27 protein-coding genes are annotated in these 24688 nt (G+C 56.6%); 14 read left to right on the top strand and 13 right to left on the bottom strand.

Features of this window, described 5'->3' with window-relative positions; translation table 11 throughout:
- The first annotated feature begins 2 nt into the window (after nucleotides 1-2).
- From flhB to B9G99_RS15370, 3 genes are all read left to right on the top strand, one after another.
- On the top strand, nucleotides 3-1166 hold the full coding sequence (flhB, locus tag B9G99_RS15380) for a flagellar biosynthesis protein FlhB (protein WP_086622962.1): 1164 nt from the start codon (nucleotides 3-5) through the stop codon (nucleotides 1164-1166).
- A 68-nt stretch (nucleotides 1167-1234) separates the two neighbouring features.
- Nucleotides 1235-3319 (top strand): flagellar biosynthesis protein FlhA, encoded by a 2085-nt coding sequence (gene flhA / locus B9G99_RS15375; protein WP_086622961.1) that lies wholly within the window; start codon nucleotides 1235-1237, stop codon nucleotides 3317-3319.
- Between the two features lie 53 nt (nucleotides 3320-3372).
- The gene (locus B9G99_RS15370) at nucleotides 3373-3747 is read left to right on the top strand and encodes a flagellar protein FlhE (protein WP_158521526.1); all 375 of its coding nucleotides are present in this window, start codon (nucleotides 3373-3375) and stop codon (nucleotides 3745-3747) included.
- 155 nt (nucleotides 3748-3902) lie between these two features.
- Here B9G99_RS15370 and B9G99_RS15365 read toward each other — a convergent pair whose 3' ends face one another.
- The 3 genes from B9G99_RS15365 to flgA all read right to left on the bottom strand — a co-directional run bounded on the left by B9G99_RS15365 (nucleotide 3903) and on the right by flgA (nucleotide 5538).
- Nucleotides 3903-4358: a flagella synthesis protein FlgN gene (locus B9G99_RS15365; RefSeq protein ID WP_158521525.1), complete on the bottom strand. Its 456-nt coding sequence runs from the start codon at nucleotides 4356-4358 to the stop codon at nucleotides 3903-3905.
- Nucleotides 4359-4396: 38 nt separating this feature from the next.
- Nucleotides 4397-4669, bottom strand: coding sequence for a flagellar biosynthesis anti-sigma factor FlgM (gene flgM, locus B9G99_RS15360; RefSeq protein ID WP_086622958.1), 273 nt, complete (start codon nucleotides 4667-4669; stop codon nucleotides 4397-4399).
- A gap of 158 nt (nucleotides 4670-4827) precedes the next feature.
- A complete protein-coding gene (gene flgA, locus B9G99_RS15355) occupies nucleotides 4828-5538 on the bottom strand; it encodes a flagellar basal body P-ring formation chaperone FlgA (protein ID WP_086622957.1) in 711 nt (236 codons plus the stop codon).
- A gap of 209 nt (nucleotides 5539-5747) precedes the next feature.
- Between flgA and flgB the strand changes: the two genes are divergently transcribed.
- The 11 genes from flgB (at nucleotide 5748) to flgL (ending at nucleotide 16399) form a co-directional block, all read left to right on the top strand.
- Nucleotides 5748-6170, top strand: coding sequence for a flagellar basal body rod protein FlgB (gene flgB / locus B9G99_RS15350; protein WP_086622956.1), 423 nt, complete (start codon nucleotides 5748-5750; stop codon nucleotides 6168-6170).
- 21 nt (nucleotides 6171-6191) lie between these two features.
- Nucleotides 6192-6596, top strand: coding sequence for a flagellar basal body rod protein FlgC (gene flgC, locus B9G99_RS15345; RefSeq protein WP_086622955.1), 405 nt, complete (start codon nucleotides 6192-6194; stop codon nucleotides 6594-6596).
- Between the two features lie 23 nt (nucleotides 6597-6619).
- A complete protein-coding gene (locus tag B9G99_RS15340; protein ID WP_086622954.1) occupies nucleotides 6620-7300 on the top strand; it encodes a flagellar hook assembly protein FlgD in 681 nt (226 codons plus the stop codon).
- An 82-nt stretch (nucleotides 7301-7382) separates the two neighbouring features.
- Entirely contained in the window at nucleotides 7383-8864 is a 1482-nt protein-coding gene (locus B9G99_RS15335) for a flagellar hook protein FlgE (RefSeq protein WP_086622953.1), read from the top strand.
- 208 nt (nucleotides 8865-9072) lie between these two features.
- Complete coding sequence (locus tag B9G99_RS15330; RefSeq protein ID WP_086622952.1) at nucleotides 9073-9819, top strand: flagellar basal body rod protein FlgF; 747 nt, start codon at nucleotides 9073-9075, stop codon at nucleotides 9817-9819.
- Nucleotides 9820-9891: 72 nt separating this feature from the next.
- Nucleotides 9892-10674, top strand: a complete 783-nt coding sequence (gene flgG / locus B9G99_RS15325) for a flagellar basal-body rod protein FlgG (protein ID WP_086622951.1) — start codon at nucleotides 9892-9894, stop codon at nucleotides 10672-10674.
- A 54-nt stretch (nucleotides 10675-10728) separates the two neighbouring features.
- Complete coding sequence (locus tag B9G99_RS15320) at nucleotides 10729-11397, top strand: flagellar basal body L-ring protein FlgH (RefSeq protein ID WP_472382591.1); 669 nt, start codon at nucleotides 10729-10731, stop codon at nucleotides 11395-11397.
- Between the two features lie 15 nt (nucleotides 11398-11412).
- Complete coding sequence (locus B9G99_RS15315; RefSeq protein ID WP_086622949.1) at nucleotides 11413-12543, top strand: flagellar basal body P-ring protein FlgI; 1131 nt, start codon at nucleotides 11413-11415, stop codon at nucleotides 12541-12543.
- On the top strand, nucleotides 12543-13673 hold the full coding sequence (gene flgJ, locus B9G99_RS15310; RefSeq protein WP_086622948.1) for a flagellar assembly peptidoglycan hydrolase FlgJ: 1131 nt from the start codon (nucleotides 12543-12545) through the stop codon (nucleotides 13671-13673). Before B9G99_RS15315 ends, flgJ begins: the two co-directional genes overlap by 1 nt.
- A 99-nt stretch (nucleotides 13674-13772) precedes the next feature.
- Complete coding sequence (flgK, locus tag B9G99_RS15305; protein ID WP_086622947.1) at nucleotides 13773-15443, top strand: flagellar hook-associated protein FlgK; 1671 nt, start codon at nucleotides 13773-13775, stop codon at nucleotides 15441-15443.
- A gap of 14 nt (nucleotides 15444-15457) precedes the next feature.
- Nucleotides 15458-16399 (top strand): flagellar hook-associated protein FlgL, encoded by a 942-nt coding sequence (flgL, locus tag B9G99_RS15300; protein ID WP_086622946.1) that lies wholly within the window; start codon nucleotides 15458-15460, stop codon nucleotides 16397-16399.
- A gap of 118 nt (nucleotides 16400-16517) precedes the next feature.
- Here flgL and fliR read toward each other — a convergent pair whose 3' ends face one another.
- From fliR to fliI, 10 genes are all read right to left on the bottom strand, one after another.
- Nucleotides 16518-17306, bottom strand: coding sequence for a flagellar biosynthetic protein FliR (gene fliR / locus B9G99_RS15295; RefSeq protein ID WP_086622945.1), 789 nt, complete (start codon nucleotides 17304-17306; stop codon nucleotides 16518-16520).
- Nucleotides 17307-17317: 11 nt separating this feature from the next.
- Nucleotides 17318-17587 (bottom strand): flagellar biosynthesis protein FliQ, encoded by a 270-nt coding sequence (fliQ, locus tag B9G99_RS15290; protein WP_086622944.1) that lies wholly within the window; start codon nucleotides 17585-17587, stop codon nucleotides 17318-17320.
- Nucleotides 17588-17664: 77 nt separating this feature from the next.
- Nucleotides 17665-18393, bottom strand: a complete 729-nt coding sequence (fliP, locus tag B9G99_RS15285; protein ID WP_086622943.1) for a flagellar type III secretion system pore protein FliP — start codon at nucleotides 18391-18393, stop codon at nucleotides 17665-17667.
- Between the two features lie 50 nt (nucleotides 18394-18443).
- A complete protein-coding gene (gene fliO / locus B9G99_RS15280; RefSeq protein WP_086622942.1) occupies nucleotides 18444-18980 on the bottom strand; it encodes a flagellar biosynthetic protein FliO in 537 nt (178 codons plus the stop codon).
- A 58-nt stretch (nucleotides 18981-19038) separates the two neighbouring features.
- Nucleotides 19039-19548 carry a flagellar motor switch protein FliN gene (gene fliN / locus B9G99_RS15275; protein WP_086622941.1) on the bottom strand — a complete coding sequence of 170 codons (510 nt, stop codon included), beginning with the start codon at nucleotides 19546-19548 and terminating at the stop codon, nucleotides 19039-19041.
- A complete protein-coding gene (gene fliM, locus B9G99_RS15270) occupies nucleotides 19541-20548 on the bottom strand; it encodes a flagellar motor switch protein FliM (protein ID WP_086622940.1) in 1008 nt (335 codons plus the stop codon). The genes fliN and fliM overlap by 8 nt, the downstream gene beginning before the upstream one ends.
- Before the next feature lie 6 nt (nucleotides 20549-20554).
- Nucleotides 20555-21046 carry a flagellar basal body-associated protein FliL gene (fliL, locus tag B9G99_RS15265; protein WP_086622939.1) on the bottom strand — a complete coding sequence of 164 codons (492 nt, stop codon included), beginning with the start codon at nucleotides 21044-21046 and terminating at the stop codon, nucleotides 20555-20557.
- 249 nt (nucleotides 21047-21295) lie between these two features.
- Nucleotides 21296-22783 carry a flagellar hook-length control protein FliK gene (locus B9G99_RS15260; RefSeq protein ID WP_086622938.1) on the bottom strand — a complete coding sequence of 496 codons (1488 nt, stop codon included), beginning with the start codon at nucleotides 22781-22783 and terminating at the stop codon, nucleotides 21296-21298.
- Between the two features lie 30 nt (nucleotides 22784-22813).
- Nucleotides 22814-23260: a flagellar export protein FliJ gene (fliJ, locus tag B9G99_RS15255; RefSeq protein ID WP_086622937.1), complete on the bottom strand. Its 447-nt coding sequence runs from the start codon at nucleotides 23258-23260 to the stop codon at nucleotides 22814-22816.
- A 46-nt stretch (nucleotides 23261-23306) separates the two neighbouring features.
- Nucleotides 23307-24683 (bottom strand): flagellar protein export ATPase FliI, encoded by a 1377-nt coding sequence (gene fliI / locus B9G99_RS15250; RefSeq protein WP_086622936.1) that lies wholly within the window; start codon nucleotides 24681-24683, stop codon nucleotides 23307-23309.
- Between the last annotated feature and the right edge of the window lie 5 nt (nucleotides 24684-24688).

The following is a 24688-nucleotide window of genomic DNA, read 5'->3' as shown; positions in this document are numbered from 1 at the left end:
AGATGTCCGGCGACAGCGACGAAGAAAAAACCGAAGAGCCTACGGCGCGACGGCTTGAAAAGGCCCGTGAAGAGGGTCAGGTGGCGCGCTCAAGAGAGTTGACCACCTTTTTGATGCTGGCCGTCGGTGCTGCCGGTCTGGCGCTTTGCATGAGCTGGATGGGCGAGACGCTGTCCGGAGTCATGAGCGATGGGTTGACCTTTGATGCCGATGTGGCGCGTGATCCGACACGGATGATGATCAACATCTCGGCGCTGGGAGGTCGGGCTCTGCTGGCCATTGCGCCCATCCTGGGCATCATGGGGCTGGTCGCGCTGCTGGCCCCCATGGCGCTGGGTGGATGGCTGTTTTCAACCAAATCTCTCAAGGTCGACCTCAAAAAGCTCAATCCAGGCGCTGGTTTAAAGCGCATCTTTTCAAGTCAGGCGCTGGCAGAGCTGGCCAAGACCATCGCCAAGTCACTGCTGATTGCGCTGGTGGCCGCCTATTTTATCTATAGCCATCAGGGAGAACTGCTCGGGCTTGCCGGAGAAAGTATCCAGTCCGCCATGCGCCACATGTTGCTGCTTGTGGTCTTTTGCTGTGCCTTGATTCTGCTGGCCTTTATCTTTGTCATCATCATCGATGTTCCGTACCAGTTGTGGAGCCATACCAAAAAGCTGCGCATGAGTCGGGAGGACATTCGTCAGGAGCACAAGGAGTCGGAAGGGGATCCGCACGTCAAGGGGCGTATTCGACAGCAGCAGCAGGCGATTGCTCGCCGGCGCATGATGAGTGAAGTCCCCAAGGCTGACGTCATTATTACCAACCCGACGCACTTTGCCGTGGCACTGGCCTACAAGGATGACGAGATGGGCGCCCCCCGGGTATTGGCAAAGGGGGCAGATGCCGTGGCGGCCAAAATTCGTGAGCTCGGAGAGGAAAATCGCATTCCCTTTCTTGAAGCGCCGGCACTGGCGCGCTCGCTGTATCGTCATGGTGAGCTGGGCCGGGAAATTCCTGCGGCACTTTATACCGCGGTCGCTGAAGTGCTGGCCTGGGTCTATCAACTGCGCCGCTATCGTAGCGAAGGTGGTCGATCGCCCAAAAGACCCGGCCATATCGAGGTCCCCGAAGATATGGCCTATACCCCGTCGCCTTCGGATGACGATGACAATGAAAACTAATGCCCGGGCGCTGCATGGTCCGTCACGGGCGCCGGACAATCTATCTACCATGACAGGTCATCGCTGACATGAATGCATTGAGTGCACTGTTTTCCCGTGGCGGTCTGAATCAGAGCAGCCAGCTGAAATTTCTGGCCGGCCCCGTTCTGATTCTGATGATCCTGTCGATGATGGTGCTTCCGCTGCCACCATTTCTGCTCGACATGCTGTTCACCTTTAACATTGCGTTGTCGATCATGGTGCTGCTGGTGAGCATGTTTACCACCAAGCCGCTCGAATTTGCCGCCTTTCCGGCGGTATTGCTGTTCTCAACCCTGCTGCGTTTGTCGCTGAACGTCGCCTCGACGCGTGTCGTTCTGCTGGAAGGTCATAACGGCGGCGATGCGGCGGGCAAGGTGATCGAGGCGTTTGCCGAGTTTCTGGTCGGAGGCAATTTCGCTGTCGGTCTGGTGGTGTTCGTGATTCTGGTGGTCATCAACTTCATGGTTATCACCAAGGGTGCCGGTCGTATCGCTGAAGTCGGTGCCCGCTTTACTCTGGATGCCATGCCCGGCAAGCAGATGGCCATCGATGCGGATCTCAATGCCGGTCTGATCGATGAAAAATTCGCGCGTGAGCGGCGTAAAGAGATTGCTCAGGAAGCCGAGTTTTTCGGCTCCATGGATGGTGCCAGCAAGTTTGTGCGTGGTGATGCCGTGGCCGGCATTCTGATCATGGTGATCAATATTGTCGGCGGGCTGGTTGTCGGGGTTGCCCAGCACGGAATGTCCGTTGGTGACGCCGCCCATACCTATACGCTTTTGACCATCGGGGATGGTCTGGTCGGCCAGATCCCGGCGCTGATCATTTCGACGGCAGCTGGTGTGACCGTCTCTCGTGTGAATACCGAGCAGGATGTGGGGCAGCAGTTGTTGGGGCAGCTGTTCAACAATCCTCGCGTGCTCTATCTGGCGGCAGGTGTTATCGGCCTTCTGGGGATCATCCCCGGCATGCCCAACATCGTTTTTTTGCTGTTTACGGCCATGCTGGGTGGTCTGGGCTGGTACCTGAACAAGAAAAAGCAGGAGGCGGCCAGCGTTGAAGAGACTCAGCCGGCGCCTGCAGCCACCACGGACAGCCACGAAGCGAGTTGGGATGATGTGCAGCTGGTGGATCCGCTGGGGCTTGAAGTAGGGCATCGCCTGATTCCACTGGTGGATCAGAATCAGGATGGCGAGCTTTTAAAACGCATCAAGAGCCTGCGCAAGAAGTTCGCTCAGGAGGTCGGGTTTTTGCCGCCGGTAGTGCATATTCGTGACAATCTGTCCCTTCAACCCCAGCAGTATCGCATCGCGCTCAATGGTGTCCTGATCGGTGAAGGGGAGGCCTGGCCCGGCCAGTATCTGGCTATTGACCCTGGTCAGGCGATGGGAACTCTTGAGGGCCGTGTAACAAAGGATCCGGCGTTCGGGTTGCCGGCGACCTGGATCGATGCCGGTCAGCGTGATCATGCGCAGATGCAGGGCTTTACCGTGGTGGATGCCAGTACGGTAGTGGCGACTCATCTCAACCATCTGCTGGGCGAGCACGCCAGCGAAATGATGGGTCGCAGTGAAACCCAGAAGCTGCTGGATCGGTTGACGAAAGAGTCTCCCAATCTGGTCGAGGAGGTCGTGCCCAAGCTGATTTCATTGACCACGCTGACCAGAATCCTGCAGCAGCTCTTGTCCGAAGATGTTTCGATCCGCGACATGCGCACCATCATTGATACGCTGGCGGATCATGGCGCTCATACCACCGATGCCATGGAGTTGACTGCTGCCGTGAGGCTGGCGCTGGGACGTGCCATTACCCAGCAGTATTTCCCGGGACAGGAGCCTGCTGAAGTCATCAGTCTGGATGTGGATCTGGAGAAAATGCTGATGCAGGCGCTCAACAATGGCGGGGCACTTGAGCCCGGCCTTGCCGATACTCTGATTCAACAGGCCGAAACGGCCGTACAGCGTCAGGAGGAGCGTGGGCTTCCGGCCGTACTGGTTGTCCAGCATGGCGTACGCTCGCTGCTGTCGCGGTTTTTGCGCCGCCGTCTGCCGCGTCTGGTGGTGCTGTCTCAGGCAGAAATCCCGGAAGAGCGTCAGATTCGGGTGACGGCCATCATCGGATCGCAGTCATGATCAAGCCCCGGTTTGCTTCGTGGCTGGTCGTGGCTGCCGGATTAATGGGGTCCATGGGCGGCCTTCAGGCCGCGACCGGCGGCGCCATTCCTGTTCAGGTCAACATTCCTGATATGAACCAGAAGGGCTGGGAGTATCGAGTGGCATTGTCGTCGGCGGATAGCGCGCCGGCAGGCAGCCATTTGACCGAGCTCTCCTGGCGTTATGAGCTGACCGCCAATGGGGTATTACCGGAGGCCTGGCTGTGTGCACCTTCAGAATGTGTGGCATTGAAGATGGCGCAGGGGAGCACGGCGGCTTTCAAAGGGATGCCGATCAGTACGCCGCTGTCGCTGCATTTTGTCGTGCCCGGAAAGGGTATGCTCAAGCGTCCTGTACAGGGCGGGGTCGCGCAGATATTCGTTAATTACCAAAGGCAGGATCCGTAACGCGAGGGGATGAGAGATCCGGCAGGACGTCGAGTGATGGCTGCCTGATCATGCCTCGGGGTACTGTTTGATACCATCGCTGTTATTACATCATTAAAAAAGGCCGCGCCATGATCATGGCGCGGCCTTTCGCATATCAGTATCTGGTCTAACGGTCAGCCCACAAGATGAGTACTCGAGCGGCCGATATTATGCTGGCGACCGGTTGGCCCGTACATGGTCATGCCGGCGGCCGTCTGGAGAAAGTTGAGTGCACGACTGTGGAAGTCCAGTCGTCTGCCGATGACAAACCCGTTGAGACGATTACGCTGTGCGGCGGCCTCCGTGCGCTCAATGATACGCTGCCATGTCTCATTGAGCTCAAGCTTGATGGCTGCGCGATCGCTTGTGGCCCGATCCGCTGTCAATCCGCGACTTTCGAGCAGCGAGCTTCTGGCCCGTTCAAGCTGGTCCAGTCTGACCATTGAGGTCCCCTTGTGTTCGCATGTCTGCAACAGGGCTTCAATATCAACCGGATGATGGTCCAGAATCTCGGCCTCACGCTCGAGCAGGTCGATGAAGCGTCCCAGAGCCTCATCGATCTGGTTCAGGATATTGGCGTAATCATTCATCCACGTGTTCTCCAAAGGCATTCAAGAGGGAGAGTGCCTCAGCCCTTGTTCGAAAGCAGTTCCTGTGCGCTTGCGATCAGGCCGTCGGCAATTTTTCCGGTATCAACCTCAAAGCTGCCATCGCGAATGGCCTGACGCAGTTCGTTGACACGTACCGTATCAATGTCGTGCGAGCCATCGTGAGCGCTGGAAGGTACCCAGCGCGTCGCGTCGCTTTGCTCGGTTTTTGCAGGTTCAGGCGTATTAACGCGTGATACCGATACCGGGCTGGCAATGCGGTTGATCGAACCGTTGTTGCTATCGATTTTCATCTAAATGCTCTCCGAAGCGCTCACTCGGGTGAGCTGATAAAGGGGCGCAGGCAAGCGCTGTTGTATCCATTATCGACATCGTATGCGGGTTCTTTAACTTGTTAAGGTAACGAAAGGTGTCGAATGGATATCGATATGTAACGTGGCTGCCTTATAGATTAGTGAACTTCCACTACTCCTTCGCGTCTTGCCTCACCATTGATAACGCTGCCAGAGGGCATTCTAACCCGAACATTTTCACCAAGCCCTGCGTCATTTAACGCCTGGCCACTACTGCTGATCATGAAACCGTTGCCCCGAACCAGCAGGGCTACCTCGGCGCCACGCTGAATCAATACGGGCGCCTTGACCATGCCTGCCTGAATCGGTTGGCCGGCCGCAATGCGTCGCTGTGACACCTGGCCCACCAGCTGCGAGGCATCGGTAATCAAACGGCTGGAAAGCCGAGTCAAATCGCCTTCCTGCCAGTCGAGGTCACCTTCTTCAATCATGTCGCCTGGCATGATGTTGCGGTTGACCACCGGATATTGACCATTGATATGGACATAAGCCTGAAAGTAGCGCGTTTCCGGAGCATCGCCGGGGCAGCGTATGCCGATTGATGTGCGGCCTGAAACCTTGCCGCCGCGCCCTGGCAGAAAAGCAGAAGGAGCCTGACAGGCCATGGCCGCCGCCGGCGACGGCGTGATCTCGATGGACACCTCACCGCTTTCACCGGCGGTCTGCTCCAGCAAAAACCCCTCGATAACGTCATAAATGATCTGTTCGTTCGCCTGGGCTGGTGGGCACACCAGCCACGCGGCCATCAGCAATGCTGCAGCACCATGGCAGTAACGTTGGCGATATGAGCGCAAGGAGGACAGCAGCATGACATGGCCTGTTGTAATCAAACGGTTACCCGGATGCTGTGCATTGTAAATAAGCCGTCAAAAAAGCAGGACGCGAAATAACCCCTAAAAAGCAGCCTTTTCATTCAATGGTGAAGGTTGCGCGCTCTCTATGCTGCGCTCATTCCAAAAGGTAAACGAAAGTAACCTTTGTTGTCTTAATGATTCGTGGTGCAACGGAGTGATTCCCCATGATCGACCGACTCAATGCCTCACTCAACTTTATGCAGCAGTCTCTTAACCTGCGTGCCGAGCGTCAGGAAGTGCTGTCCGCCAATATCGCCAATGCGGATACACCCGGATACAAGGCGCGCGATTTTGACTTCAGAGCCGAGCTGGACCGGGCAGTCAATCAGGGACGGGCAGAGGGGCAGAGCGGGCTGTCACTGAGCATGACGTCAAACCGTCACATTCCGGCGCAGGCCAATGGCAGCGTTGGCGGTATCGACATGCTGTATCGCAATCCGACCCAGCCAAGTCTGGATGGCAATACGGTCGACATGGATATGGAGCGGGTCAATTTCGCGGACAACGCCGTGCATTACCAGGCAGACGTACAGTTTCTGACCAGTCGATTGCAGGGCCTGAAAAATGCCATGCAGCGCGAGTCCTGATAACCGACAGGAGAACCGACAATGAGTCTTTTCAACGTTTTCAACATTTCAGGGTCGGCCCTGTCGGCGCAGTCACAGCGCATGAACGTGACCGCCAGCAATCTGGCCAACGCCGATAGCGTGGCAGGCCCGGACGGCCAGCCCTATCGTGCCAGACAGCTGACCTTTGAAATGGCGGCCGAACCCGGCCAGCAGATTGGTGGCGTTCGCGTCGCCGGGATCAGCGAAGACCAGAGCGAATTCCGCCGTCTTTATGATCCGAAAAACCCGGCCGCTGACGATCAGGGTTACGTCAACATGCCGAACGTGGATACCACGTCTGAAATGGTCAACATGATTTCGGCAGCGCGCTCCTATCAGGCCAACGTCGAAGTCCTTAACACCAACAAGTCACTGATGCTCAAAACGCTGACACTGGGTCAGTAAACCGGATCATCAAGGAGTACATCATGGCATTTGACAGCTCTCTGGTGAGTCGTGTGAACGGCACCAGTACCACTGGCGGCACCAGCGGCATGGGCGCGACCAGCGCCAGCGAACTGGGCGAGGAGTTCATGAGCCTGCTGGTGGCGCAGCTCAACAACCAGGACCCGCTCAATCCGATGGAGAACGCTGAGTTCACCTCGCAGATTGCGCAGATCAATACGGTCAGCGGGATTGACAAGCTCAACGACACGCTCTCGAGCATTACCGGTCAGATCGATGCCTCCCAGAAGCTGCAGGCCAGTGCCATGGTCGGGCGCGGCGTACTGGTGGAAGGCAACAGGATTCAGGTAGGCAAGGACACCGTGTTGCCCTTCGGGATCGAGCTTGATGATGATGCGGCCAAGGTCACCGCCACCATTACCGATGGTTCGGGTCGCACCATCAATCAGTACGATCTAGGCGCAATCAAGGCTGGCGTACAGTCCTTCAGCTGGGATGGCACTGATGAAAGCAAAGCCCGCGTTGAGGACGGTACCTATCAGGTCACTATTGCGGCAACTGATGCCAGCGGCCGGGCTGTGGCTTCGCGGCCGCTGCAGTATGGCTATGTGAGTGGTGTCATGACCAGCAACAACACCACGAAGCTGGATCTGGGGCCCAATATGGACAGCGTTGCCTTCAACGACGTCAAACAGATTCTGTAACGCACACCGGGCGCGGTGTTGCGCGTCCTGATGATCCATCCGGCAAGTGCCGGTGAGACGACTTTCAATCAGAGGATGAACCATGGCTTTTACACAGGGCGTCAGTGGCCTTAACGCAGCATCCAGCCAGCTGGATACCATTGGTCACAACATTGCCAACTCACAGACCGTCGGCTACAAGAAAAGCCGTACCGAGTTTGCCGATCTTTATGCCGGGGCCAAGGCAGGTCTGGGGGTACAGGTGTCTGGTATTACACAGGGTTTCGCCCAAGGTGCACTTGAGACTACCGATCGCAATCTTGACCTGGCCATCGACGGCGGCGGCTTTTTTCGTCTGACTGACGGTCAGCAGGTCACCTATTCCCGTAACGGCCAGTTCCAGATGGATGCCAACGGTTTTCTGGTCAACAACACCGGCGGCAAGCTGATGGGCTATCCGGTCGATGATCCAACTTCTGCCAACCCTGTTGTGCTGGCCGGTGCTCAGCCTGTCTCGCTGCAAGTGGCCCAAGGCGACCTAGATGCCAGCGCTACAACCAGTGGAAAAATGACCTTTAACTTAGACTCTACTGACAAAATAAGAGTAGACACTGAAGGAAACCCAATTCCTTTTAATGCTAATGATCCAAAAAGCTACAATTGGCAGACTTCGCTGACAACCTATGACTCGCAAGGTAATGCTCAGCAAGTAAGTCTCTATTTCGTGAAAACCGATACTAATACTTGGGAAGTCAATACAAGAACAGCACTGGCTAACGCTCCAGAGTTGCCTGACAAAAATCGTGGTGCTACTGGCCTTGCTGCTGATGGATGGCAGGCTCCTTCTGATCCTAACGGCAATGGTGTATGGCAAAAGGTTGAAGGTGAGCGAACGCTTTATGCCACGGTAGAAGGTGCGCAAAATGGAGCAGGAGGTATCGTTAAACAGTATTCAGAAGATACCGGTTCAACCCTGTTAAACTTCGGGTCGAATGGTCAGATTTCCTCTACGAACAGCCGCACTGGAAATATTGATGGTGGCTATAGTGCCATGCCGGAAAATAGCCAGTTTGCCATTCAGGGGGAGCGAGTTAATGGCGCTACCATGGCTATCCGACTTGATGCGAAGAATGGTACAGCACCTGTTACCGCTAATATCGATCTATCAGGAATCTCCCAGAATAGTGGCAGCTTTGTCGTCAAGGAGGCGGGACAAAATGGATATGCTGCAGGTAGTTTGACAGGGATTTCGGTTGCTGAAAATGGCGATGTAATGGGTAACTATTCCAACAACCAGAGTCGTGCGCTGGGTCGCGTCGCGCTGGCCAGCTTTACCAACGAGCAGGGTTTAAAGCCTGATGGCAACAACGGCTGGGTAGCTACCGGCAAGTCAGGACAGGAATTGCTGGGCAGTGCCGGTACTGGTCAGCTGGGGTCCTTGCTTTCCGGAACCCTTGAGAACTCCAACGTGGATCTGGCCGCTGAACTTGTCACTATGATCGTGGCGCAGCGCAACTACCAGGCCAACGCACAGACCATCAAGACCCAGGATCAGATCCTGCAGACCATGGTCAACCTGCGTTAATTTCAGTCTCTGTAGCTCCAACGACCGGCCTCTGGCCGGTCGTTTTTTATGGGCACTACCACAGATGATGAAATACGCCCTTTCTCGTGCCTTTCTTGTGCCTTTAAGAGAGCGCCTTTGCGTGTTTACTAGGCGTCACAAAGGGCAGGCATTCGGTTACATCTGATAATGCCGGCCGCGATCTTCCTCAAGCTTTTCGGAGCGGGTCATGGACAGAATCATCTACACCGCCATGTCGGGCGCCAAACAGAGTCTGGAGCGGCAATCTGCCGTTGCCAACAACATGGCCAACGTCTCGACCAGTGGCTTTCGTGCCGAACTCAGCGCTGCCCGTGCGGTACCGGTCAATGGGCAGGGCTACGCCACACGTGCTGTCACGACAGACTCCACGCCTGGCTCCGACTTTACGATGGGCTCCTTTACGACCACGGGGCGGGCGCTGGATGTGGCCATCAATGGTGAGGGCTGGCTGGCGGTACAGGCCAATAACGGGGACACCGCCTACACCCGCAATGGTGGGTTGCAGGTCGACCCTACCGGCATGCTGATGTCCCAGGGGCGCCCGGTCCTAGGGGAAGACGGCCCCATTATTCTGCCGCTTAACGCTGAAGTGTCGATTGCCGGCGACGGCACCATTTCTGCTCGCGAAGCGGGTACCCAGGCGCAGGCAGAAGTCGGCCGCCTGATGCTGGCCAGTAATCCTGATGGACGCATGGCTCGCCGCGATGATGGCCTGTTTGGCCCTTGGAATGCCCAGGGTGGCCCCATGGCAGCGCTACCTCGTGATGAAAACCTTCAGGTCATCAGCGGTACTCTCGAAGGCAGTAACGTCAATCCGACCGAGGCCATGGTGGCCATGATCGATACGTCGCGGCGCTTTGAAATGAACATGAAGGTTCTGTCGACTGCCGATGAGAACGATCAGCGCGCCAACTCGCTGCTTTCGATGAATTGATTCCCCGGGGCATGACAGCCCTGACCAGATACCAGATGTACACCGGGCGCTGCCCGATGAGTGGAGACAACGATGATTAATGCCCTGTGGATTGCCAAGACCGGTCTTGATGCCCAGCAGACCAACATGGACGTCATTTCCAACAACTTGGCCAACGTCTCGACCAATGGCTTCAAGCGCTCGCGCGCGGTGTTCGAGGATCTGCTGTACCAGAACCTGCGCCAGCCCGGTTCAATGTCATCGGTGCAGACCAATCTGCCTTCCGGTCTCCAGATCGGTACCGGTGTGCGCGCTGTGGCGACCGAGCGCCTGCACACCCAGGGCAACCTGGAGCAGACCGGCAACACCAAGGATGTTGCGATTCGTGGCGATGGTTTCTTTGCCATTCAGATGCCTGATGGCACCAACGCCTTTACCCGTGACGGTGCCTTTCAGGTCAACCAAGACGGGCAGCTGGTCACGGCCAACGGTTTTCCGGTCGATCCGGGTATCGTGATTCCGGCCAACGCGCTGTCGGTATCGATCGCCAATGACGGCCTTGTTTCAGTCACGGTGCCAGGCAGTGCGGCCAGCCAGCAGGTTGGCCAGCTTCAGCTGACCACCTTTATCAACCCGACCGGTCTGGAGAGCATTGGCGACAACCTGTATCTGGAAACCGATGCTTCAGGGCCGCGTAACGACAGCATTCCCGGTAACAACGGGGCCGGCACGATCTATCAGGGCTTTGTAGAAACCTCCAACGTTAACGTGGTGGAGGAAATGGTCAGCATGATCGAGACGCAGCGCGCCTATGAAATCAACTCCAAGGCCGTGTCGACCGTTGACCAGATGCTGGGCCGTCTGACTCAGCTCTAACGGGGAATGTGGATGCACTCGCGTACGGGCAATCGGGGATCAATGATGCGATACATGCGTTTATGGAAGCTGTTTCTGGTGGTGTGCATGGCCATGATGATGGTGGCCTGCGCCCAGATTCCGCGACAAAACGTGGTGGAAGGGCCGACAACGGCGCCGCCTCAGCTTCCGCCGATGCCGATTGCCAACGGTTCGATCTATCAGAGCAACTACACCCGGCCCCTGTTTGAGGATCGTCGGCCGCGTGGTGTGGGGGACATCCTGACCATCGTGCTGAACGAAAATGTCAGTGCCACCAAAAGCTCGGCTGCCAATGCCAGTCGTAATGGTGCGACAACGCTTGGTCTTGATGCTGCACCTCGCGTCATCGGTGGATTACTGGATGGTCAGACCACCAGTCTGACCGGCACCAATACCTTTCAGGGGCAGGGTGGCGCGAATGCGTCCAATACCTTTACCGGCACCATCACGACAACTGTCATGAATGTCTTGCCCAACGGCAACTTCCAGGTCGCCGGCGAAAAGCGTATCGGCATCAATCAGGGCACCGAGTACATCCGTTTTTCCGGCACCGTCAACCCGCGCACGATCACCGGCCTCAATACCGTGCCGTCAACTCAGGTGGCCGACGCGCGTCTTGAGTACTACGGCGACGGCTATATCAACGAGGCGCAGACCATGGGCTGGCTGCAGCGCTTCTTCCTCAATATTTCACCGTTTTAATCGAGGAATTTCACAATGATGGCCATGTTGAAATCCGTTTCCCTGCGTTGTGCGGCACTGCTGTTGAGTGGTTGTATGCTGATGGGACTGGCCTGTCAGGCGCAGGCGGCCCGGCTGGGCGACATTGCCACCTTTGAAGGCGTGCGCTCCAACCCTCTGGTCGGCTATGGCCTGGTGGTAGGGCTTGATAACACTGGCGATCAGACCATGCAGGCCCCCTTCACTGGTCAGTCGGTCACCAACATGCTTTCCGAGCTGGGGGTGACAATCCCGGCGGGCACCAACATGCAGCTCAAAAACGTCGCAGCTGTCATGGTAACAGCCGAGCTGCCTCCCTTTTCGAGCCCGGGGCAAAAGCTGGACATTACCGTTTCATCTGTCGGTAACGCGCGTAGCCTGCGTGGCGGTACGCTGCTGATGACCCCGCTCAAGGGTGCTGACGGACAGATTTATGCGCTGGCACAGGGCAACATGGTTATTCCGGGCATCAGCGCTCAGGCCGCCGGCAGCAGCGTCCAGGTCAACCAGACCTCTTCGGGTCGCATTCCGGGTGGCGCCATCATCGAGCGCACCGTGCCGGCTCAGCTGGCCGAGCAGGGGCGTATCAACCTGGAGCTCAAGGACGCCGATTTCAATACGGCCCTTCGCACCATGAATGCCATCAATAACGCCATGGGGCAGGGCGTTGCCGTTGCTCAGAATTCACGGGTCATCTCTCTGGCAGCCCCGCTGGACAGCGCTTCAAAGATCTCCTTTCTGGCCCGGGTGCAAAACATTGACGTCGATCCGGGCGTGGTAACCCCGAAGGTCATCATGAACGCTCGTACCGGATCGGTGGCGATGAATACCCGTGTCACGCTCAGTCGTGCCGCCATTGCCCACGGCAATCTCTCGATTACGATCGATTCGAACCCCATTATCAGCCAACCGAATGCCTTGTCAGGCGGGCAAACTGCGGTGGTACCCAATGCTGATATCAATGTGCAGGAAGAATCCGGGGCGCTGAATATGGTGAGCGGTGAAGCGGATCTAAGTCAGGTGGTGGACGCCCTGAATCGTCTGGGCGCGACTCCCAACGATCTGATGGCGATTCTTCAAGCGCTGAAATCAGCCGGTGCGCTCAACGCGGATCTGGAGATCATCTAATGGCCATGGACAGTCGCGGAAGTTTTGCACTCGATGTGCAGGGGCTTTCGAAGCTCAAATACAGCGCACGTGACAATCCTCAGGAAAGTCTCAAGGAAACCACGCAGCAGTTTGAAGCGCTGTTTCTGCAAAAAATGATGAAAAGCATGCGCGATGCCATGCCCAAAAGTGATCTGCTTAAAAGCGACAGCATGGATACCTATACCCAAATGCTGGACAAGCAGTGGGCTCAGGACCTCTCCGAGCAGGGTATTGGGCTGTCCGACATGATGGTCAAGCAGCTGTCAAAGGACAGCGCTCCGGGGGCGAACCCATCACCCAACGATTCGCTGGACAGGCTGAGAGCGCAGTCCCGCAACATTCCTTCGGCGCTTGCCATGCCGCTAAGCGATGAGCAATTGAAGCGTAACGCGGCGCTTGAAGCGAGCAGCCAGGTGGTCAAGCCTGCCGAACAAAAGCGCGGGCCGCTGATTGAGGGCTATGCCTCATTGGAAGGTGGCCTGAAAAGCCGTGACGATCACCAGAGGGTCATGGCGGATGTCGCGCCTCACGTGTCGTCGTTTGTGACAAAAATGGGTGCTGCGGCGCGCGCGGTCAGCGAGCGTACCGGTATCCCGCACCAGCTGATACTCGCTCAGGCCGCGCTTGAAACCGGTTGGGGCGCCAAGGAAATCCAGACGGGCGATGGCAAGGCCAGTCACAACCTTTTCAACATCAAGGCGACCGGTGGCTGGAAGGGCGATCGAGCAAGCGTCATGACCACGGAGTTCGAAGCGGGCACAGCGCACAAGGAGCGGGCAGCCTTTCGCGTTTATGACTCGTATGAAGCGGCGTTTTCCGACTATGCACGTCTTTTGACTGAAAATCCGCGTTATCAGCCCGTACTTGATGCCAGTACGCCTGAGGCTGCTGCGCATGCACTACAAAAATGCGGCTATGCGACCGATCCGCGCTACGGCGACAAGCTGGTGTCCATCATGGCTCAAATGCCGAATGACGAGCCCGCCGGTCTGCAGTCTCTTTACGCCACGCGCACTCAGAGCGGTCAGAGCAGTGAGGTTTCGGCAGTCACACAGCGACGGGCAGCCATGGCTTATGCCGTTGAAAATGAAGCCAGCAGGATTTTCTGATTTACCGACATTCGATTGACCATTTTTCTAAAATTTTCCGGCCATTGGCCGATAGTACATGACAGATAACACCCTTTAGGGCGCGTGCGAGGAAACATCATGTCCGGTTCACTGATGGGAACAGCGCTGAGCGGGCTGAGAGCCGCCCAGATCGGCCTGAACACCACAAGCAATAACATTGCCAATGTTAATACTCAGGGCTACAACCGTCAGATTGCCGGGCTTTCCGAAGCAAAGGGCACCAATGCCGGTGGTCTTTTTGCGGGTAGTGGTGTCAGTGTGACCGGTGTACAGCGCCAGTATGAGCAGTATCTCAGCACCCAGCTCAATGATGCCAACAGCGAACTGGGCGCCAGCACGTCGCATCTGGCCCAGATCTCCCAGATCGATAACCTGCTGGCGGACGGCGATGCCGGACTCAACAAGCAGATGCAGTCCTTCTTTGCCGGTATGCAGACGCTGGCCAACAATCCGGCCGATACCTCGGCACGCCAGGCCATGCTGGGTAATGCTGAAAGCATGACGGCACAGTTTCGCGCGACCGACAGCTATCTCAAGAACATGTCGAATAATACCGTGGCGCAAATGGGCGGTATGGTCGATGAGATCAATAGCTATTCAAAGCAGATTGCCACACTTAACGTCCAGATTACCCAGACACAGGCCAAGACCGGCACGCCGCCCAATGACATGCTTGATCAGCGCGATCTGGCCGTCGCCAAACTCAGTGAGCTGACCGCCGTTTCAGTGGTCAATCAGGATGGCCAATATACCGTGTCGCTATCGAGCGGCCAGGCACTGGTAGCGGGCAAGCAGGTGCAGTCCCTGCAAATGATGCCCTCTGAAGATGATCCGACTCACCAGGTCGTAGCGCTCAAGGCCAGCGACGGTAATCTGTTTGAGCTCGATGAAAGCAAAATGACCGGTGGCGCCTTGGGCGGGCTGGTTCAGTTTCGTAGCCAGTCGCTTGAGCCTACTCAGCTGCGCTTGGATCAGATGGCACATGCCCTGACGACTCGTTTAAATGACCTCCAGACTGGTGGTGTTGATCTGGACAACAATGTTGGGAAGGCCCTTTTTACCACCAGTACGCCCGGGGTTGTTCCGAGCAAAGGTAATAGCAGTGACGCCATCCCGACAGTAGTCTTTGCTGGAAGTACAACCACCACGTCTGATCAGGGTGTGGAGGCTAAGGGTATCGACGAAATTTCAAAGGTATCCGCCAGCAATTACAAACTGACCGTTACCAGCAATGGTCCAGTTTTGACGCGCTTGAGTGACAACCAGGCAGTCGAAGCTTCGGCTGCTGGTCTTGTTATTGGCGATACATCAAGCTTCTCTGCTGGGGATACCTTTATCATCAAGCCACTTGAAAATGCGGCCGCCCAAATGAGTGTCAGCAAGGACATGACGCCAGAAGGGGTCGCCGCTCGTGGCAGCCAGAGTGAGGGCGTGCGTGGCAACAGCAACGCGCTGGCCATGGCCAATGCTCAAAGCGAGAACCTGATTAATGGCAGCACCAGTCTGAATACAGCCTATGCCTCTCTGGTCAGTGACGTTGGAAACAAGACCGCCACACTCAAGAGCAGCAATGCCGCTCAAACCCAGATTTCACAGGAGCTTAAAAGCGCGCAACAGTCGGTATCAGGTGTCAATATCGATGAAGAAGCCGCCAACATGCTCAAATATCAGCAGCTTTACAGTGCCAGTGCGCAGATGATCCGAGCTTCCTCGGAGATGTTTGATGCACTGATCGGCATCATGCGTTAAGGGGCATAAAGCACATGCGTATTAGTACCTCAATGATGTTCGAGCGTAGCCAGAACGCCATGCAGGGCAGGCAGAGTGATCTGTCGAAGGTCGGCGAGCAGGTGGCCAATGGCAAGCGTATTGTCTCACCTTCCGATGACCCGCGTGCGGCGTCGCAGTCATTGATTGTAAAGCAGGATCAGGCTGTACAGGAGCAGTACAAAAACAGCCGGGTGACTGCGACCAGCACCTTATCGCTACAGGAAAACACCCTGAATAGCGTCTCCGATTTACTGGTGAGTGCCAAAGGCCTGATCGTCAAGGCTGGTAATGGTACCTATACCGACAGCGATCGGGCCTCAGTGGCGACTGAGCTTGAAGGACTCTATAACCAGATGCTGGGTCTTGCCAATACCAAGGACAGCAGTGGGCAGTACATGTTTGCGGGCTCAAAGGGTGATGTAATGCCTTTCAATAAAGGTGCTGATGGTGCCGTTGAAGCTTATGCCGGTGATACACAGCCGCTAAACATTAAGGTCGATGCGTCACGCGATATGAACGTCAACGCTGCCGGTTCTGAAGCGTTCAGTGTGCCTGCCACCAAAAGTGGTGATGCTGAAAGTACTCTTTTTCGGGTGTTCGAAACAGCAATCGATTCTCTTCGAAAGCCCCAGACTGCAGAAAACCAGAATGAGCTACGTGCCACACTTGACCAGGTTAACCGCCAGATCGACAGTGGTAGTGACAACGTGCTGAAGGTGCGCTCTTCGATCGGCAGCAAGCTCAACGAGCTGGATGTATTAGGGGATATCGGCGACACGCGTAGTATCAGTAACAAGGTCGCAATTTCTGATCTGGAAGATCTGGATTACGCCGAAGCCATCTCTCGTTACACGCTGGGCCAGATTGGACTTGAAGCCTCACAAAAGATGTTCATGCAGACCCAGCAGACCTCGCTGTTCAGCCTGATTCGCTGATATCTGTCACCACGTGTAGTCAAGCCCCCATGTCGTTGCCGACATGGGGGCTTCTCGTTTCACGACCCTTGCATCAAGTTCCCATGGTTGACTTATGAGTCCTGAAAGGGCTCTGGTTTCAGCTCGACGACAGAAGTTCCGTGACACTGACCATTTGGTTAAGGGCGCTTTCAAACATGCGCTGAAAGATTGTCCCCAGCTCCGGGGTCATGAACGTCAAAAGGATCACCCCGGTGGTCAGGGTGATGGGAAAACCCACCGAGAAAATAGAGAATTGGGGAGAGGCGCGATTGAGAATCCCCATTGAAATGTTGATGATCAAGAGTGCGGTCAGGACCGGCAGAGACATTAGAAAGCCGGCCGAGAATATGAAACTTCCCCAGCGCGCAATGGCATCGAAGCCTGCCGGTTCAAGTGCCGTCTGACCGATCGGCAGACGGGTGAAGGTCTCAATCAGGAGTCGAATCATGATGGTATGGCCGTTAAGAGCCATGAACATGAGGATCGCGATCATGTTGAGAAAGCGTGAGAGTACCGTGGTCGTTCCCTGAGCTTCGGGCGAGTAGAACGACGCAAAGGAAAGACCCATTTGCAGGGCAATATAATCACCGGCGGCCTGAATGGCAGCAAAGACCAGGCGCATGACCAGCCCAAGTGCCACACCGATAATAAACTGCTGAATAATGACCATGATCCCGGCCCAGGACGCTGGAGGAATGTCCGGCATGGGGGGAAGTACGGGCGCCACAACCACCGTCAGGGCAAAGGCAAGCCCCACCTTGGCCGTTCGAGGAATCGCCGTTTCACCGAAGATGGGGGCTGTGGCGATAAACGCCAGAATCCTGACGAACGGCCAGAGAAAGGCCGTCAGCCAGGCATCGAGCTGGGCGGAAGTGATCTCTAGCAAGCAGGCGCCCTCTAGCCGATCATGGTCGGGATATTATTAAAAAGCTCTCGAGTGAAATCGGAGAGCGTTCCCAGCATCCAGGAGCCGCCAATAATCAGCGTCGTGAAGACCGCCAGAATCTTGGGAATGAAGGACAGTGTCATTTCGTTGATCTGCGTGGCCGCCTGAAAAAGGCTCACCAGCAGACCCACGGTGAGGGCCACCAATAACAGCGGCGTGGCGATCAAAAGTGTCAGCATCATGCCGCGATAGGCCAGACTCATTACCATTTCCGGTGTCATGGTGCCACTCCCCTGAAGGTCTTCAGGGCGTGGAAGTACGCCCTGACCGTCGTTGCAAAAGCCACCCGGCAGGGCAGCTACATATAAAAGCTTTGTGCCAGCGAACCCATCAAAAGTCCCCAGCCGTCCACCAAAACAAAAAGCATCAGCTTGAAGGGCAGGGAGACAATGGCTGGCGGCACCATCATCATCCCGAGTGCCATCAGAACGCTGGCCACGACCAGGTCGATAATCAAAAAGGGAATGAAAATCGTAAAGCCGATCTGGAAGGCGGTTTTCAATTCACTGGTGACAAAAGAGGGCAGCAGCAGGCGCATGGGCACGTCTTCCGGGCCTTCCAGCGGTGGCATGTTGGCAATGCCGGCAAACATGGCAATGTCGGTTTCGCGCGTCTGGTGCAGCATGAATTCACGCAGGGGCTGGCTGCCGGTTTCGATGGCCTGGGGCATGCCAATATTGCCTTCTGACAGCGGCTGCCAGGCTGTTTCATAGATCTGTTCAAAGACCGGAGACATGACGAAAAACGTCAGGAACAGTGCCAGACCGACCAGTACCTGATTGGGAGGCGAAGACTGGGTGCCCAGTGCACTTCGCAAAAGCCCCAGTACAATGATGATACGGGTAAAGCCGGTCATCATTAAAAGCGCGGCCGGCAGAAAGGCCATGGAGCTTAACAGTACCAGCGTCTCGACGGAGAGACTCCAGGATTGCCCGCCGCCATCCAGTGGCTGGCTGGTCATGGCCGGGAATTCTGCTGAAGCATTCGATGGCAGTGATGCCAGCATCAGCATCAACGGCAGCAGCATTGTTAAAGCCTTGCGGGCCCGGGGAGACAAACGGGACAGGACAGAATGGGTCATGGTCGCCTATCAAAGCGCTGGGACAGCGCACGCTTGAAGCTTTCGGAAAAGGTGAGTCGCGAAGTGCTGCCGTGACCTTCGTATCCAGTACCGTTCACGGGCCCCTGCGATTTGGCCGGCATCTCATGAAGGCGGTTGACGCTGCCCGGGGTGACCCCGAGCACCAGCCATGTATCATCGACTTCCACCACCACAACGCGCTCACGCGCACCGACGCTCTGGCTTGCGACAACGCGAAGAGATTGCCCCTGCAGACGATGTCCTGGCTTGAAGCGCTTGACGATCGTGGCAAGCCCCCAGATCAGCAAAAGTACCAGCGCCAGCCCCAGCGCCGTTTTGCCAACCCCTGCGATGCCCAGACCATTGTCCTGAGCGAAGGCGGGAGATGCTTCCCTGGGCGGGACGGAAACGTAGGCACTGCCAATATGGTCAGCGCTTTTCAGTGCGGCGGCGTCAAACGGACCGTCGGCCAGTGAAGTGTGTTTGCCTGAGGAGGGCGAGGGGGTGACCTCGCGCGTGGGACTGTCGGTCATGGGATGATTTGTCTCGTTTCATTCAAGGGACACGACTTAGCACGGGCGAGGCATGACTTCAACGATTAAGCTTATGAATACGCTCTGAAGGCGTAATGATATCAGTAATACGGATACCGTATTTATCCTCTACCACGACCACTTCGCCCTGAGCAATCAGATAGCCATTAATCAGGATATTCATGGGTTCACCGGCAAGGCCGTCCAGCTCCACGACCGATCCCTTGGCGAGATCCAGCAGCTCGCGGATGGTCATGCGGGTGCGCCCCAGCTCGACCGACAGCGTGACCGGGATTTCCATGATGACATCCAGCTCACGCGATTGACCGTGTGCCGCATTGCCTGACAGAGGCTGAAAAATACGGTCGCTGGCAGGTTCGGCCGGCGCTTCGGCTGAGGCCTCCTCCAGAGAATGCTCCGGTGTTTCACCGGTTTCTGCAAAGGCCGCGCCCCAGTCGATATCGTCCTCGTCAGTGGATGCTCCCTGTTCCTGCATGGCACTGGCCCAGTCATCGGGCATCTCGTCAGACTTGTCGTTAGGTGAATCCGGATTTTTGGGATCAGTCATGATGCGTATTCCTGTGGGCATCGATGGGACGATGGTCGATCAATCTTTTGACGCGCAGACCCTTCTGGCCATTGAGGCTGCCGTAATCGCAGGCCATGACCGGTACACCGTCAACGCGCACGTTGATGTCCTGAGGCAGGTCAATGGGCAGGACATCACCCACTGCCAGCTTCGAGATTTTGCTCAGAGTGGTCTCGATCGTTGTAAAGTCCGCGACCAGCTCAATACTTGAGGATTTCACCTCGCCGGCAAGGCGCTGCATTCTCTCTCGATCTTCTTCAGGATCGTTGCGCTGCAGCGGCCCTGAAAGCGTCTCTCGAATGGGCTCGATCATCGAGTAGGGCATGCAGATATGAAAATCGCTGCCAAAGGCACCTACCTCGACGTGAAAGGTCGTATTGACCACCAGCTCATTGGCGCTATTGGTGATGTTGGTGAATTTCACCTGCATCTCCGAGCGCTGATATTCAAGCTCCACCGGATAGATGGATTGCCAGCCCTCTGCGTAGCTTTCCAGAGTCAGATTTAACAGACGCCGGATAATACGCTGCTCGGTATGGGTAAATTCCCGACCTTCGGACTTGGTCAGAAAACGCCCGTCTCCGCCGAACAGACTGTCCACCACCAGAAACACCAGGTTGGGCGGAAACACGATCAGCGCATTGCCCTTGAGTGGCTTGATCGCAATCATGTTGATATTGGCAGGCACCGGCAGATTGCGCGTGAAATCGCTGTACTTCTGAATCTTGACCGGGCCTACCGTGATGTCTGCCGTCCTTCTGATCAGGTTGAACAGCGCCATGCGAAAGCGACGACCAAAACGCTCATGAATGATATCGAGCGACTGCAGTCGGCCGCGCACCACACGCTGCTGGTTGGCTGGATCGAAAGGGCGTATACGCTTGGTGCCAATGTCCCCGGAACGCGTCTCTTCTTCCTCGCCACTTACACCTTTAAGTAGCGCGTCGATCTCTTCCTGGGACAGCATGTCATCTGCCATGAGGACCTACTGAACAATGAAATCGGTGAAGAGGGCATCGCTGACCGCGACGCTGCTTGTATCGCCATTGAACGGCTTCTCGAAGGCGCCGATCAAAGCCTGTGCCAGAGCCTGTTTACCGGCCGGTGTGGTCAGCTGATCGCCTTGCTGGCCGGTCAGGACCATCAGAATACGATTGCGCACTTCGGGCATCTGCTCTCTCAGGAGGGCAGCGGATTCTTCGCCTTCTGCCTTGAGGGTGATACCGACATAAAGAATACGCCCCGTGCCATCATTGAGGTTCACGGTAAACGGCTTGAGCTCAACGAATACCGGAACGGGAGCCGGTGCGGCCTGCTCGGCTTCGTGTGCGGCTGCGGCCGGGACATCTCCCTTGAGGAAGTACCAGGCGCCAGCAGCACTCGCCAGGCCAACCAGAATGACCAGCAGCGCAACGATAACCCAGAGAAGTTTTTTACTGCCGGTCTTGGCCGGAGGCGTTGCGGTAGATGTCGTCATGGCGTCAGATCAATCCAGTCAGGGTTGAGAACACTTGTTTGTTAATCCGTAACATCATGTGTTCGGGTTGATGCCATGGTACGGACTGGCGCGCCAAACGATGGATCAAATAGCGCGGTCTCATACGGTTATCTCGACGTTTTGAAATTCAGGGCAGTCCGTGAGGCGATTGGGCAATGACATGAAAAAGCCGCGCAGGCAGATACCGGCGCGGCTCTTGAGACTCTTGCTTCAATGCCAGAAAAGCGATCAGGCAAAAAGATCAATACCGCCGTTGAGGGATCGTCCCGGCGGTGCACTGATCGAGATCACATCGGCATCGGTATCAATACCCGTGATGGTGTTCGAAGTATCGCGTGAGGCCAGCGCCCCGGGCGTACGTTCCTGTTGTTGCTGAAATCCGCCCTGTTGGAAATTCCCCTGATCGCTGACCGATGTCTGTCCCAGTTCGATGCCACTGGCGCTGAAGGCATCACGCAGTTGAGGCAGCGCGGCTTCGATGGCTGCTCGAACCTGGGCGTGATGCGAAGCAATATGCAGCTGCGCGCTCTGTTCACCCATTTTCAGCGAGATGGACAGCGGCCCCAGTTCAAGCGGGTTCATGTTGAGCCGTGCCTCACCGCCACCGCGCATGCTGAGATTGATCACCTGACGCTCGAACGCTGAACTCCACTGATCACTGTCCATGGCGGGCAGGGTGGCTGTCGTCACCGCTTGGGCGGTGCCGGCAGCCATGGTGTTGGTGCCTGACTGGCCGGTCAGTGCCGTCAGGCTGCTTAGCGGGTTGTCGCTGGCGCTCGGAGCGCTGGCCTGTTGACCGAGCTGGGCACCAAAGGTGGTATCAGGGCCGGCGCTACCTGCTCGAGAGACCAGCCCTTCGCGCTGAGAAAGAATCTCGCCAAAAAGACGGTCGCCTCTAACGCTGTCCTGGTCACGGCCCTTGAGATTGGAAAGCGTTGTATCAAGGCCTGCGCTGTCACGACCTCGCAGGCCCTGTTCGAGCATGGCACCTCGGCCAGGCAGTGCGTTGTCACGACCGCCACCAGCAACGGCCGTTTTTTGCGCCGATGCGGATGGCATGACAAAACCGGTGTCGATCAGCGCATAAAGAGCGCTGGCATCGTCGGTTTGTTCATGCTCGGTCAGGCGTTTGCCCTTGTCATGGGCCGCGTCAGCGCGGGTCTCTCCACGGGCAGAAATTGTCTTGTCCGTTTTTGACAGGAGATTGCCGGCACGTTCAGTGTTGAGCGCCTCGAGCGAGGCTCGATCACCTGACAGGGCTGCAAGTCTGATCTGACGTGAATCATTTGCCCCTTTGGGATCCGACGGTGCTGGACGGGTACGGTCCACACCAACACCTTGCGTTAATGGCGTTTCATCAGTTCGCGTGCTTTTTCCCAGCTGATTGCCCTGAAGCTGCTCGAGTGTACTGGACAGTGTCTGGTTTGAAGCGTTCGTCTGTAGCGGTTTGCGACCTTCAGCGGTGACATCCCCCTGGCCCTGAGTCAGGGTGGCAGTTTTTTTATCAGCACCGGTGTCATCCGCGCGGCCCTGACTTCGAGACGTTGCAGTAGCGCGACTATCCGAGGAAGTAGCTTCAGTATCGCTTTGGCGGCGCGCTTTTGTATCGCTCAAAAGTGCACCAAAGCCGTTGTCACCCTCGCTGCCCCGGGCATTGCCGCTATTGGCGCTGGTAGGGGCCTGAGAGGTGACCTGGGCATTGATTGGCGTCAACATGTGTCATGTTTCCTGACAGAAAAAACGTGATTAGAATCCACCCAGCGCGGAGGTAGCCCGGCTGGCATATTCATCGCTCTGGCGTTGCTCGAGCTTGTTCATGCGGTGCTCTGCTTCCTGACGGCGCCGATTGATCAACACGTCATAGGAATTCACACGCTTTTGCTGCTGCTGCCAGTTCGTCATTCCCCGCGTGATACGCCCTTCATGCTGGTCGACCTGCTGACGCTGATGTTCGATGGCACGGTCAAGCGATGACAAAAAGCGCTGATAATTCTGAATGGAGGCCATGGTCAGTCCACGCTGCATGGCCTGTTCGAAACGACGCAGGTAATCGTTGCGATAATCGCTCAACATCTCGAGCTGTGTATGGCTTTGCTGATGCGCCGAGCGCAGCTGGCCCAGAAGCTTGGCCGCGGCATCTCGATCGCCTTCAGCCAGCTCGATCAGCATTTCAAGTGATGAGTGATTGGACATGGTCCCCTCGGTATCGATGACTGTCTTGTGGTCGGTGTCCCATGCGCTATGAGGTGAGAAGTAACTTGAGCCCCTCTACCGAATGCTCGACATCGGCTCGCTCACTCATGCGCTGCTGCAGGAAGGCTTCCAGTGCCGGGTAGAGCCTGATGGCTTCGTCCAGCATCCTGTCGCTCCCTGCGGCGTAGGCTCCTACGCTGATCAGATCGCGGTTACGCTGATAGCGTGACAACATCTGCTTAAAGTATTTGATGCACTCGAAATGTGGTTCATCAATAAGCGCTGTCATTGCACGGCTTATTGATGCTTCGATGTCGATGGCCGGGTAATGTCCGGCTTCGGCAAGTTTTCGGGACAGCACAATATGGCCATCAAGAATGGCACGAGCAGCATCGGCGATCGGATCCTGCTGATCATCCCCCTCCGTCAATACCGTATAAAAGCCGGTAATGGATCCCTTGCCCGGGGCGTCATTACCAGCCCGCTCGACCAGTGCAGGCAGTTTGGCAAAGACCGAGGGCGGATAGCCCTTGGTAGCCGGGGGTTCACCGATGGCGAGAGCAATTTCACGCTGGGCCATGGCGTAGCGGGTCAGGGAGTCCATGATCAACAGGACATTCTTGCCTCGGTCGCGGAAGTCTTCAGCCAGACGCGTGGCATAGGCGGCGCCCTGCAGGCGCAGCAGCGGTGACATATCAGCTGGCGCGGCCACTACGACAGCACGACGCTGGCCTTCAGCGCCGAGAATGTTTTCGATGAAGTCCTTGACCTCGCGGCCACGCTCACCGATCAGACCCACGACGATGACGTCGGCCTGGGTATAGCGCGCCATCATGCCCAGCAGTACGCTCTTGCCCACGCCGGAACCGGCAAAAAGTCCAAGGCGCTGACCACGGCCGACCGTGAGCAGGGCATTGATGGCCCGGACACCCACATCAAGCACTTCCTCGATGGGGGCCCTTTGGAGCGGATTAAGCGTTGGGGCATTGAGCGAGACGTTGTCGGGCTCGACCAGCGGGCCGCGCCCATCCAGCACTCGACCGCGAGCATCGACGACTCGGCCGAGCAGGGCATCTCCGACCGGCAACTGCTTGCTCTGGGATTGTCCGGCGCCCGGACGAGGATTGGCCGGCCAGACCAGAGCGCCGGGTACCAGCCCACTGGTTTCAACCAGCGGCATCAAAAAAAGCTTGTCACCGTTGAAGCCGACAACTTCTGCTTCGGTTTCACCCTGACCGTCGGCCAGCTCGACCATGCAGCTGCATCCCAATGGCAAACGCAGGCCGACTGCTTCCAGCACCAGACCTGTCGCCCGGGTCAGTCGGCCGCGTTCGCGATTGGCCGGCAGGTTCTGGACACGTCGGGTCGCAGTTTCCAGCGTGCGCTTCCACTGGCTGAGCATGGCGTCACTGTTTGATGACATGAGGA

It is taken from the genome of Kushneria konosiri, from assembly GCF_002155145.1.
Classification (GTDB): domain Bacteria; phylum Pseudomonadota; class Gammaproteobacteria; order Pseudomonadales; family Halomonadaceae; genus Kushneria; species Kushneria konosiri.
This window is presented reverse-complemented; position numbering and strand designations above follow the sequence as displayed.

Excerpts from the sequence above, each read along its gene's own strand:
- flhB (WP_086622962.1), top strand. The coding sequence starts at position 3 with ATGTCCGGCGACAGCGACGAAGAAAAAACCGAAGAGCCTACGGCGCGA.
- flhA (WP_086622961.1), top strand. The coding sequence starts at position 1,235 with ATGAATGCATTGAGTGCACTGTTTTCCCGTGGCGGTCTGAATCAGAGC.
- B9G99_RS15370 (WP_158521526.1), top strand. The coding sequence starts at position 3,373 with ATGGGCGGCCTTCAGGCCGCGACCGGCGGCGCCATTCCTGTTCAGGTC.
- B9G99_RS15365 (WP_158521525.1), bottom strand. The coding sequence starts at position 4,358 with ATGAATGATTACGCCAATATCCTGAACCAGATCGATGAGGCTCTGGGA.
- flgM (WP_086622958.1), bottom strand. The coding sequence starts at position 4,669 with ATGAAAATCGATAGCAACAACGGTTCGATCAACCGCATTGCCAGCCCG.
- flgA (WP_086622957.1), bottom strand. The coding sequence starts at position 5,538 with ATGCTGCTGTCCTCCTTGCGCTCATATCGCCAACGTTACTGCCATGGT.
- flgB (WP_086622956.1), top strand. The coding sequence starts at position 5,748 with ATGATCGACCGACTCAATGCCTCACTCAACTTTATGCAGCAGTCTCTT.
- flgC (WP_086622955.1), top strand. The coding sequence starts at position 6,192 with ATGAGTCTTTTCAACGTTTTCAACATTTCAGGGTCGGCCCTGTCGGCG.
- B9G99_RS15340 (WP_086622954.1), top strand. The coding sequence starts at position 6,620 with ATGGCATTTGACAGCTCTCTGGTGAGTCGTGTGAACGGCACCAGTACC.
- B9G99_RS15335 (WP_086622953.1), top strand. The coding sequence starts at position 7,383 with ATGGCTTTTACACAGGGCGTCAGTGGCCTTAACGCAGCATCCAGCCAG.
- B9G99_RS15330 (WP_086622952.1), top strand. The coding sequence starts at position 9,073 with ATGGACAGAATCATCTACACCGCCATGTCGGGCGCCAAACAGAGTCTG.
- flgG (WP_086622951.1), top strand. The coding sequence starts at position 9,892 with ATGATTAATGCCCTGTGGATTGCCAAGACCGGTCTTGATGCCCAGCAG.
- B9G99_RS15320 (WP_472382591.1), top strand. The coding sequence starts at position 10,729 with ATGCGTTTATGGAAGCTGTTTCTGGTGGTGTGCATGGCCATGATGATG.
- B9G99_RS15315 (WP_086622949.1), top strand. The coding sequence starts at position 11,413 with ATGATGGCCATGTTGAAATCCGTTTCCCTGCGTTGTGCGGCACTGCTG.
- flgJ (WP_086622948.1), top strand. The coding sequence starts at position 12,543 with ATGGCCATGGACAGTCGCGGAAGTTTTGCACTCGATGTGCAGGGGCTT.
- flgK (WP_086622947.1), top strand. The coding sequence starts at position 13,773 with ATGTCCGGTTCACTGATGGGAACAGCGCTGAGCGGGCTGAGAGCCGCC.
- flgL (WP_086622946.1), top strand. The coding sequence starts at position 15,458 with ATGCGTATTAGTACCTCAATGATGTTCGAGCGTAGCCAGAACGCCATG.
- fliQ (WP_086622944.1), bottom strand. The coding sequence starts at position 17,587 with ATGACACCGGAAATGGTAATGAGTCTGGCCTATCGCGGCATGATGCTG.
- fliP (WP_086622943.1), bottom strand. The coding sequence starts at position 18,393 with ATGCTGCTGCCGTTGATGCTGATGCTGGCATCACTGCCATCGAATGCT.
- fliO (WP_086622942.1), bottom strand. The coding sequence starts at position 18,980 with ATGACCGACAGTCCCACGCGCGAGGTCACCCCCTCGCCCTCCTCAGGC.
- fliN (WP_086622941.1), bottom strand. The coding sequence starts at position 19,548 with ATGACTGATCCCAAAAATCCGGATTCACCTAACGACAAGTCTGACGAG.
- fliM (WP_086622940.1), bottom strand. The coding sequence starts at position 20,548 with ATGGCAGATGACATGCTGTCCCAGGAAGAGATCGACGCGCTACTTAAA.
- fliL (WP_086622939.1), bottom strand. The coding sequence starts at position 21,046 with ATGACGACATCTACCGCAACGCCTCCGGCCAAGACCGGCAGTAAAAAA.
- B9G99_RS15260 (WP_086622938.1), bottom strand. The coding sequence starts at position 22,783 with ATGTTGACGCCAATCAATGCCCAGGTCACCTCTCAGGCCCCTACCAGC.
- fliJ (WP_086622937.1), bottom strand. The coding sequence starts at position 23,260 with ATGTCCAATCACTCATCACTTGAAATGCTGATCGAGCTGGCTGAAGGC.
- fliI (WP_086622936.1), bottom strand. The coding sequence starts at position 24,683 with ATGTCATCAAACAGTGACGCCATGCTCAGCCAGTGGAAGCGCACGCTG.